The sequence below is a fragment of the Paenibacillus sp. 1781tsa1 genome, assembly GCF_024159265.1.
GTDB lineage: Bacteria > Bacillota > Bacilli > Paenibacillales > Paenibacillaceae > Paenibacillus.
The window spans coordinates 3,765,857-3,776,966 of the sequence record NZ_JAMYWY010000001.1 but is presented as its reverse complement, the minus strand read 5'-3'; the positions used below and the strand labels follow the sequence as shown (position 1 = coordinate 3,776,966).

The following is an 11,110-nucleotide window of genomic DNA, read 5'->3' as shown; positions in this document are numbered from 1 at the left end:
ATTAGTCTGTAGACTGTTGCATGAGTAATTGGATAAAGAAGCCGCCGACCACAGAACGATTCTGAAAATTCATCTGCTTAGCGGTGATCGTGTCATACCAATCCGTTACGGGAACACGAGATGAGGTTTCGTTCATGAAATCCCACAGCGGTGAAATGAACGATTCAAACTGCGCTTTCGTTGTACTCATGGAGGCACACCAGACCAGCCAATCGGATTTGGTATACGTTTCACGGCTATCCAGCGGCAGGCCATAGCGGTTTTGTTTGTGCATGTAATATTCAAGTTCTTTGGCGGCGATCTCTTTCGGGAACAGGTGCAGGTCGAGCAGATGATCCCACACCAGATTGTACTTCATGCTCCATGACTCGGTTGGACTGTCAAACGTCAGCTTATAATGGTCCCCGGCATCTGCCATGGACACCCACTCCTGAGCCATGTTCCGAGCTTCCTCCAGGTACTTCGCCCCTTCCTGCAAACCGAGCTTTTCACACAGGTAGGAATACGCAGCGATACCCAATATGGCCTTGATCGATAAATTGGTATTGTGTGCCAAATGTCCCGCAAAGTCATCTGTGCACAGTTGGTTTACAGGATCGAGTCCATTGTGCAGCAAATAATCTGCCCATCGCGTAAGAGGTTTCCAATGCTGCCGAGCAAATTCGATATCTCCCTCGTATTTGCTGACCGCCGCAGCCATCAGCAGCATATTGCCGCATTCCTCAATCGGCATCTGGTATTCCAGCTTATTCTCTCCATATACCTGACCGTTGGCCCTAGGGTAGGTTCCTACATCATGAGGAGCAAAATCAAACGTCCAATCCGGGCTCATCGCATACTGGTAAATTGGACGCATCATGCCCTTGATCAGTTCAGGGTTGTATCTCAGGAATAATGGGATCGAAGGGTAACTGACATCCACCGTAGCGATACATCCGTTGCTGAAATTCTCTTTGGAGAAAAATAGAACATTCCCCTCCTCATCGGCAACCAGCTTATGCGCCGCAATCGCCTGTCTGTACGTTAGCGCCACCATATCCCGATATTTATCGCCGCCTGCGTCTTGGCTCTCTTCCAGGAGCTCCAGGTTAAAACGATCACAGCGCTGCTGAATCTCTTCGTATTGTTGAGCTGCCATCAACAGCATTTCATGAAATGTTAATCCACTTCGCTTCCAATATGCAGGCAGCGGTTGTTGAAAATATTCAATCGCATGGATATCGTCATACGCAAGCATGAGAAATTCGGATATCGGTTCGTCCCGGACAGCCCCCAGATCGATCTCGGCGGCCATAACCGGCATGTTGTCCGATACAGCTCGCGGCTGAGGATGATCATCTTCGATCGGCAATTGTCCAGTGCGTGCATACTGCTCACGGCCCGTTACTGAATGAATGGCCGTCTGGATATCGGAAGATTGGGGAACAGCCAGAACCATATATCCCCAATCGATTCGTGTATCATCACCGGCAAGCTGTAATACGGGCTGATCCACAGTGCCCATGGACATGACATTCCATTGCCCCTCAATCACATGGCGTTCCCATGTAATGTGTTGGTCGGATGTGTTTACACACCATTCACCTGTCACATCAAAATATATTTTGACTTGATGGGAGGCCCCATCGATGGATTTGGCCTGAAAAGTCAAATACGTCACCGGCCTGGATAACAGGTCCAGATCATCCAGCAATAAAGGTGTATTGAACTGAACATGAAGTTCAATTCCTTCCCCTTGAAACGTATATCGAGTCGTTACGGGCTGGACAGTCAGGCTGGTCTGCACAAGCACTTCAGGTTCCTGGACAGCTGTACGCTCCTGCGATCCCACTTTCCCCATAAATCGTCGTACCTTTCCATCGATCACCGCCAAGCCCACCATGCCATTCGTTTTGTTGGTCCAATGCCGGGTATGATCTTCATACAGATGGTCCGCGGCCGACCATACGCTAAAATAAGGGTCCACAGTAACCAGAGGTACGGAAGGCGGTCTGAACTCGGTCGTCATATGAATGCAACTCCTTCAAATTAAAAGTAAGAATATGGAGGTGATCAGTTCGGCATCTGAACGGTAACTACGTCTTTCCCTTTCAAGTTTTCGTTCGTAAACTGCATGGCTTGATCATATCCGGTCTTTCGAAGCTGCTCGCGAAGCTCGTTGATAATGCCCAACGCCGCTTCATCCGATTTCGCAAAGATTGCTTCCTTCCAGGCATCACCCATCCGGTCCATGGAAGGCTTCAGCATCTCCCATTCCGGTGCTTTGGTCATCACATCGCCCGGGTTATAGGCTGTAATGACATGAATGCCATTAGGACGCAGAATTTTTCTGGCTTGTTCCATGGCATCAAGCCGTTTCTGATCGGCCCAGATATCTCCGCCTGCGACCGAATTGATTCGATCAGGCCCCGTGATGGATTCCAGACCAATGGAAATGCCTTCGTTCTTGCGAACTTTACCCGATTGATCTGCCGTAAATTTATCGAACCACTCCTTATTGGCAACAGGTTTACCCTCCTTCATATCCCAATGAACGCCCTGCACTCCGTATCTTGCCAGCATAAATCCTTCATCGGAAGCCATGTAATCGAGGAACTTCAGCGCCGCATCTACACATGCGCCCTTGCAGTTTTTGGTGATCGCTGTTACGTTGTTGCCCTGAATGCCCAGATCCGCAGGCCGATTCGGTTCAACATCTGCACGCTCCAAAGGGCCGATCGGGATGTAATCGCTTCCAGGATGTGAAGTAACATATTCTTTGGAGGCATCCAGAATGGCCGGATAGTGTGCGGCCAGAATGGCGATGCGGCCCTGATTGATTTTCTCCTTGGCGATCGGGTCAGTCTGGGTGAATGCTTCCGGGTCCATTAACCCTTCTTCAACCAGTTTCCGATAGAACAGGGTGTATTCTTCATAACCTTTGGTGAAAAAGTTATGCTCTACCGTTCCGTCACCTTTGTCAACATAACTGCCACCCGAATTGAACATGGTATTGCCGATGCCGACGGACCAGCCGTTGCTGAAGCCACCCAGTGGAAAGACCGGCTGCCCGTTCTCTTGCAGATTGGCATCCTTGATTGCTTTGAGGAAGTTATAGAATTCCTCCTTTGTCACGACCGATTGAGGGTCTATACCCACCTTATCCGCGATATCCTTGCGAACATAGAAGCCGTACAGCCAATCCATGCCATCTTCATTCTGGGCAGGCTGGTTTTGCAGGAGTAGATATTTTTTGCCGTCATAGGCATTAATCGCTTTTTCGTAGAGCGCTGGCGGTACATTTTCTTCAGCAATGGATTTCGCGAGGTTAGGATAGTCCCCCAATTTGTCGGAAATATCGACGAGCTGCCCTTCTTTGGCCGCCTTGATAATGCCATCCAGCTCACCTCCCCATGCGGGTCCGGTATAGATATCCGGCAGATCCTGCGTGGCAAATATCTGGTTTACCTTCTCGGTCTCACTGCCTTTGGTATACTCCCAATCCAGCGTGACGCCAGTCTTCTCCTTGATGACTTCTTCCACAGGCGTTATTCCGTTATCCGAACCACCCGAACCGTTCCAGTTGTGCAATATTTTGAGCTTGTATGAACCATCAGCTGCTTCTCCGCTATTCCCGTTTCCTGATGAATCCGTGCATCCGCTCAACGATCCTCCAACCAGGATGGACACGAGTAATACGGATACGCCTTTCGACCAAATTCGGTTCAAACCAATCGCCTCCTGAAATATGATGATGAATGATCTGGGTCAAGCCTGGTAAAAACTCAGCTAATTCCGGGTCAGGATCACCTAACCTTTCACCGAACCGATCATCACTCCTTTTACGAAATATCGTTGCAGGAACGGGTAGATACACAGGATCGGGAAGACCGTAATGACAAGCAAAGCCATACGCAGGGATTCGGGTGTCGCACCCGCTCCGCCTGAACTGCCAATCGTCTGCCCGCCCTGTTGTGCTGCGCGCTGCATCGAATTGGACAGCGACTCCGCTTCGGTCAGCATCTCCTGCAAGAGGGTTTGCACCGGAATCAGATCCTTGTTGGATACATAGTAGGCACCCGAGAACCAGTCATTCCAGTGGGCGACCCCAATAAAAAGAGAGATCGTTGCCAGCACGGGTCCCGAGAGAGGCAGAATGATGCGAATGAAGATTTGAAAATCCCCATACCCGTCAATGTGGGCTGATTCCTCAAGCTCTTCCGGAATACCTTGCAGAAAGGTCCGGATAATGATGATATGCATGAAGTTGAATAACAGCGGTAAGACGTACACCCAGAAGGTATTGATCAGATGCAGCTTCTGAAGCGTAATGAAGAACGGGATGAATCCGGCACTGAAAATCGTAGGCAAAAAGATGTAAAAGGTGAAAAATGAACGGCCCGGCAATGATTTCTTCGAGAGCGCGTAAGCCATCAATGTACACAGAATCACATGAAGGAACGTACCCAGCACGGTTCGCATGATGGTGATCTGGTACGCCTTCCAGATGCGTGTGTTATCAAATACCTGGGCATAGTTCTCCAGTGTAAATTGTCGTGGAAGGAAATAGATCGCGCCCTGCATGGAATCCTTGCCGTCATTCAGCGAGTACGCCAGGATGTAAATAAACGGGTAGATCATGGAGAATCCGACCAAAGCGAGAATGGTATAGTTTATAACGGAAAATAAGGACCATTTACGTGTCATCACATCACCTCCTTAGAACAGGGATACATCACTGACTTTGCGGGCAATCCGGTTGACCGTTAGCACCAAAATCAGCCCAATTACACTCTGGAACAGCCCCACAGCTGCCGCGTAACTCAGACGCCCTTCCCGGATACCCGAGTTAATGGCGTGCACGTCGAGTACACTGCCCATGCCAGCGGTCGCAGGTCCATTCAGGAGAAGCAGTTGCTCATAACCCGCGCTCATCAAGTTACCCACGGCGAGAATAAATAATATAATGGCGACATTACGGATGCCCGGCAGGGTCACATGCCACATCTGTTGGAAACGCCCTGCACCATCGATCTTGGCAGCTTCATATTGCTGCTGGTCAATTCCGGCAATGGCAGCCATGAATATGATGGAGTTCCAGCCGATGTTCTTCCAAATATCCGATCCAACAATCATCTGATAGAACCAGGTGGGATTGTTCAGGAATTGGATTGGATCAGTTCCGAACGACCCCAACAAATCATTAACGGGCCCGCCGTATGGCGTGAGCAATCTCTGCATCAGGGTGACAACCACAATCCAGGATACAAAGTAGGGTAAATAGGAAAGTGTCTGAACGGTTTTCTTGAACCTAATCATGCGTATTTCGTTTAAAAGAATGGCAAGAATGATTGGCATCGGAAAGCCGATTAACAGCTTCATCAGACTGATAATCACCGTGTTGCGGATGATATCACCGGATTGATAATAGTTAAAGAACTGTTGAAAATACTTGAAGCCTGCCCAGGGACTTCCGGTAAAACCGCCAACAAAGGTATAGTCCCTGAAGGCAACCTGAATTCCATATAAGGGAACATAAGAGAATAGGAAGAACCAGATGATGCCAGGTAACATGAACAAGTAAAAGAGCTTATGCTTCCAGATTCGCTTCATTAACACACTGTTCTTAATCACATTCCCAACGCTCCTTTCCCTTAAACTACCCTTTCAATCGCAGCGAGATGATCTCGAATGGTGTGAAGGATACAACTACGTCAGATTGATTGTGCAGCTCCAGGGATGAAATGTTATTTTCCATGAGATCCACCTCCCAAACTTCAGCAGCATCCCATCCGATAGACAGCTTCGTTTTAACCTGGGTTCCCGAGGTCTCATACAGACGGACGATAATGTCATTGCTGTCCTCGGCTTTTTTGATTGACTCCACCATGATGTGCGGATGATCCGGCTGCAGGAATGCTTTCGTGTAAGGCAGCTTTTCCTCTTCTACATCCATTGAAGGTGCAGACAAGGAACTCAGGCGCAGCGGAATATTGAGCTCATTGCCTCTTCGATAGATTTCAGCCTGAACATGGTTCCCCTGATGCGGATATAACGAATAGGTGAATTGGTGCTCTGCACGATCCGCCACCGGATCCGGGTAGGAACTGCTGCGCAGCAAATGAAGGTCAAGTACATTGTTGATGGCTCGATGTCCGTATTTGCAATCGTTGAGTAAGGCGACTCCGTAATCCGGTTCTGATATATCCACCCATTGGTGAGCGCAAATCTCATCCTTGGCAAAGTCCCACATCGTATTGCGGTGAGTCGGCCTGCTCAGGCTGCCAAACTGGATTTCACAGTGAACCTGATCGGTACGAATCTGCACCGGGAACGAAGTGCGTAACATTTTACCGTATTCCTTCCAATCCACGACCGTTTCAAAATCAATACGCCGACTGCTCTCAGTTAAAATAACGGTTTGGGTTAGAGACGACTCGCCGTAGCTATAATCAAAAACCAACCCAACTCTTGGACCATCCCGAAACTCATGGATATCATTCAGAATTAATGGCATCCCCACTTGCGCTGAATAATCATGGCGGAAATCCCAGGCATCGCCTTCGTCATGATATACACGAAGGTCGTTCCCCCGCTGTCCTTGCAGGATAACTTCACGTGCCTCCAGCTTATCCAGGATCGAGGTGATGCCGCCATTGGGGTCAAATTTCACGATGAGAATGTCATTCTCCATACTGAACTCCTCGGCTGTGTCACGGAAATCTGTTTCCAGCGCAGCAACATCCGCTTCAATACCAGTTGCGATCTCCCCCATGACCTCCTGATCTTCATGATCAGATACCACGGTGTAGCCCATGGATGGAACTTGCACCTTATGCCATCGTCCATGGAGGTGCAGCCACTCCTGACGTTCCCACGGTAGTGAGTTGAATACCACAGTTGAATTGGAGCTTTCCTCTTGGGAAGAGATATAATCTGTAATATAGCTGTAGGTTTCGGTGATCATGCCTTCCGTCTGCTGGAGCAATGCTTCATACCGTATTAACGACTCATCATATACTCGCTTAATCGAAGATCCGGGGAGGATATCATGGAACTGGTACAGAAGCACCTCCTTCCAGATCGTCTCCAATGCTTCGGCCGGATAAGACTTGCCCATGCGGGCAGCCAGTACAGCAGCAAATTCCAGCTCGCGCAGAGCTTTCTCCATCTTGCGGTTATACCTCTTGCTCCGTGCCTGACTGGTCAGGGTTCCTTGGTGCTTTTCGAGATACAACTCCCCACGCCAGGTCTGGAATCGCTCTCGTTCTTCATTCAATCGTTCAAAAAATTTCCAGGAAGGTTCCTGCACAACAGGCGCCAGACCGAGCAAGTTCTTCTCCCGCTCCAACCGTTCCAAATGCTCTTCTCCCGGCCCGCCGCCGCCGTCTCCAATGCCGAAGAGCATCAATGCGTGGCTGGAAACATTTTTGTCCAGATACTCCCGCTCTGCTTTGGCAATGGAACGTGGAGCGGCCGGACTGTTGTACGTATCCTCAGGCGGCATATGTGTTAACACCGAGGAACCGTCGATCCCTTCCCACAGAAAGGAATGGTGAGGATGGCGGTTGTACTCGCTCCAGGAGAGCTTCTGGGTCATCATGTAATCCACACCGGATTTCTTCAACAACTGCGGCAAGCTTGCGGAGTAGCCAAATACATCTGGCATCCACAGCGACTTCATCTCCATTCCAAATTCCTGTTGGAAATAACGTTTGCCGTACAGAATCTGGCGTACAAGAGATTCACCGCCTGGCACATTGGTATCCGATTCCACCCACATGGCCCCTTGCGGTTCCCATCTGCCTTCCTGCACCCGTTCCTTGATCTGGTCATACAGCTTGGGAAAGTGCTGCTTCATCCAATCGTATAGCTGAGGCTGACTCGCTCCGAATACATAATCGGGATAACGCTCCATCATGCGAAGCACCGTGGAGAATGTTCTTGCGCCCTTACGGATCGTTTCGCGAATCGGCCATAACCAGGCCAAATCGATATGGGCATGCCCAACCGCACTTATGTTCAGCACAGGATCGCCGCCACGACGTGATAATTGTTCGTTCAATAATAGCTTGGCGCGATGTATGCGGTCAGGCGTTAATTCCGTCAATACTATGGAAGCGTCATACAGGGATTGAAGAATCCTTTCTCTGCGCGCCATGTTGACAGGAAGGTGTTCTGCCGTCTCCAGAAGCACTTCGGTGTCGTAATACAAGCTTCGTATATCTTCACGACAATGTGCCAAAATCGCTTCTTTTACCGTACCGCCCTGGTATTTCCCAAATAAGTCGTTATTGCCGGCGTCAGCCCACAGTTCGAATGCCCCGTCTGTCACTGTTATCGACGCATGGTCCAGTTCAACCACTCTTTTCCCGGGCAGACCCAATGTGAATTCAAACTCCGAGTTGATGGTTGTCAAACCCTGTACAGGTGTTCCTTCCTGATCTACCAGACAGAGTTCGCCGTTCACGTCCAGCAGAAGAACAGCCTTGGCGTCACTACCGGACGGTGGAATGCTCCCTGTAAAACAAAACCAGGCACAATCCCATAACTTCCCCCAACGCTCGCCCTGTGAAAGAGTGATTTGCTGACCTGACATTCTTTCCTCAAATGAAACGGGCTCCGGGGTAACCCATGCTGTCACATTCAACTTGGCAATCGGCTCATATATAGCTTCACGGAGTTTTGACAGCATATGATTCAAATGTCCGAGTCTAATCGGTTCATATGGCATAGTTGTTTGGTTCTCTCCTCTCGTTCATCAAGTTTTTGCTTTTGCATTCTCACGATCCCACCTTACTTGAATCTCCACCTTGTTCTTGCTGCCATGCTCATAGTTCAGCAGTACGGTTTTCGATTTTGAATCCCATTTCCATTCGGTAGGTACAGTTTGGTGTCGATCTATACTGCAAACGGATATGGGTTCAAATGGGCAATAGAATCTGGCGGTGGCCTGCATGTTGGTCGGACCCTTGGCTACACATTGAAAACCAGTATTCGTTATCGTCAGATCTTCAATTCTGGAAGAGGCAGAGATCAGGCTGACCTTGTCTTGCTGTGGCCTTCCGGCCGTAATGTCGTATAACAGTGCTTGCTCACCAGGAGCCAACCTTACTTCTTGCCGAACATGCAGGTTAGGATCGAACAAGTCCACCACCGGACCTGGGATAACCAGTAGTTCTTCGGATATGGACTCTTCCAGGACAGAGGCTATGATGTAGGGCCCACGTTTAATTTTAAAATAATGCTTGGCTTCCCAACGGAAGTTGGAATCCTGTAGTCTCTCCCATGTTTCTTTCACAGTCTGGCGAAATTGATCTGCACTCGCTTTACTTGACGTACATGCAGCCGGATGTACAGGAAGCCAATGCACCGCCCCTTTGCCCACAGGATGAATCCCTTCCTGTTCTACCTTAAGCCCTAGCTGTTCAAACAAGTGCTCGCGTGGTGAGGTATATATGGTATTTGTGCTTTCCCTGCGCTGGTCATCATTCCACCATGCCCGGATGTTGTGATAGGGGTCGCTGTCGTCTCCCACATAGATCAACGCACCACCGTCCTGTACCCATTGGGCCAGTGCATAATGGATATCGGAGTGCTCCGGCTTCATGTACTCATAACTCAACAGCAGGACACGATATGGAGCCAGGTAATGTGGATATCGCCTCACATTATCAAGCTGGACGGGTCTCACAGGTATTCCGTGTTTAAGCAATGGCAGAGCAAGACCATAGAATGAAGAGAAATCTAGCAGCTCCGTGTCGCCATCCGCTTGGAATCCTTCCGGATCTGTACCGTCATATTTTCCAGCATTCGGTGCCTCCGGCTCAGGCTTCATGCGTTGAAACATGGCCGAGTCGGCGATCAATACACCAATGCGGGGAGATTCACCATCCATTTCAATCCGGTCCTGATCCATGTTGCCAAGCGTGTGCATGACATGCAGCAATGTCGTTGCATAGTCAGGTGGAATCCGCACTTTATGGGTGCCTTCATCGGAAGGGTAAGTTCCTTTGAAAATTCTTCGCGGCCAAGGTGCGACCTCGTAATGGGAAACCCCGGGATGAAGCAGGGAAGCAGCAACGGTCTTCAGGTAGTTCTGTTTATAGTCGTCCCATGTATAATTCGGATTGTCCTCGATAGGGTCATGCAGAAACCACATTCGTCTGTCTGTACCCCGCACAAGCTCTTGCATGACACCATATTCCAAGTAAGCGGTTTCAAAAGTGCGTTCTTTGCGCACCCCTTCATACACGTTCGGTGTTCGTGATGTCCCGGTCCAGATTTGTGCAATATATCCATCTACGGAGGGAAGCTCTATCAATCGAGACTGCGGGCTAACAATTCGCCACTGCGTATAATTGATCAGGCTGTGGGTTGGGACGTAAAATCGCAGGATGCGATTGTAACGTTTCAGAGCGTAATCTTTCATCTCGGTACACAATCGGTCTAACACACGTGTGTATAAATAAGCTTTCAATTTGGAAGCCCGAAACTGTGCATCGGGTGAGTAGTGAGGTGGACTCCAGGGTTCTTTGTAATACAACTGCCATTCTCTCTTAAACGATTCCGAGTATCCCCCGTTTACCCAGAATTCAGGCTCCTCCAGATGGATCGCCTCCACGCCAGAATCAACAGCTGCACGTATGCGTTCAGCGATATATTTACCAAAGGAAACAGTTGGGACCATGTAAGGAATAATAGGTTCCTTCCCATGGACAATCATCTCGCCATCGCGATCCATCTGGGCTTCATCCCAGTGCGTTTCCCCGTCTACTTCCCCGTCCAGATAGTCGTTATAGGTCCCCCATGCTACTCCTGTCATTAAATGAACCACGTACCCTTTATCCTTCCATTCCTGAATACGTTGCGGCATCGTATCGTCCATTCCATAGACCATGACAAAATCCGTTTGCAGATCATAATCAGGATGATAGGGTGCTGATTCCTGGAATCCGGTTCGTTCTTCTTTCCGATCTCTAACCAAAGCTATGACCTCCCTGCCCCTGTTGGATTGGTTTTTCGTTGTAAATATTCTCCATTTCATAAAATATAATATACATTAAGAATATATTCAATATGTTTTTTTGAGAAAAATAAAAAAGCCCTTTCCGTACATCTACGGAAAAGA

Annotated in this window: 6 protein-coding genes; all 6 read right to left on the bottom strand. The window is 49.0% G+C overall.

Translation table 11 applies throughout. From position 1 onward, the window contains the following. Window position 1: 1 nt before the first annotated feature. The 6 genes from NKT06_RS16575 to NKT06_RS16550 all read right to left on the bottom strand — a co-directional run bounded on the left by NKT06_RS16575 (window position 2) and on the right by NKT06_RS16550 (window position 10,966). Entirely contained in the window at window positions 2–2,008 is a 2,007-nt protein-coding gene (locus NKT06_RS16575; protein ID WP_253436655.1) for a glutaminase family protein, read from the bottom strand. Window positions 2,009–2,052: 44 nt separating this feature from the next. Next, window positions 2,053–3,708, bottom strand: coding sequence for an extracellular solute-binding protein (locus NKT06_RS16570; protein WP_253436652.1), 1,656 nt, complete (start codon window positions 3,706–3,708; stop codon window positions 2,053–2,055). Window positions 3,709–3,789: 81 nt separating this feature from the next. Beyond that, window positions 3,790–4,686: a carbohydrate ABC transporter permease gene (locus NKT06_RS16565; protein ID WP_253436648.1), complete on the bottom strand. Its 897-nt coding sequence runs from the start codon at window positions 4,684–4,686 to the stop codon at window positions 3,790–3,792. Window positions 4,687–4,698: 12 nt separating this feature from the next. Then, window positions 4,699–5,613, bottom strand: a complete 915-nt coding sequence (locus tag NKT06_RS16560) for an ABC transporter permease (protein ID WP_240661880.1) — start codon at window positions 5,611–5,613, stop codon at window positions 4,699–4,701. 25 nt (window positions 5,614–5,638) lie between these two features. Further along, entirely contained in the window at window positions 5,639–8,713 is a 3,075-nt protein-coding gene (locus tag NKT06_RS16555) for an alpha-mannosidase (protein ID WP_253436645.1), read from the bottom strand. Window positions 8,714–8,740: 27 nt separating this feature from the next. Next, the gene (locus tag NKT06_RS16550) at window positions 8,741–10,966 is read right to left on the bottom strand and encodes a hypothetical protein (RefSeq protein ID WP_253436642.1); all 2,226 of its coding nucleotides are present in this window, start codon (window positions 10,964–10,966) and stop codon (window positions 8,741–8,743) included. Between the last annotated feature and the right edge of the window lie 144 nt (window positions 10,967–11,110).

What these genes read in the sequence shown, in the direction of transcription:
- NKT06_RS16575 (WP_253436655.1), bottom strand. Translation starts at nt 2,008, where the DNA reads ATGACGACCGAGTTCAGACCGCCTTCCGTACCTCTGGTTACTGTGGAC.
- NKT06_RS16565 (WP_253436648.1), bottom strand. Translation starts at nt 4,686, where the DNA reads ATGACACGTAAATGGTCCTTATTTTCCGTTATAAACTATACCATTCTC.
- NKT06_RS16555 (WP_253436645.1), bottom strand. Translation starts at nt 8,713, where the DNA reads ATGCCATATGAACCGATTAGACTCGGACATTTGAATCATATGCTGTCA.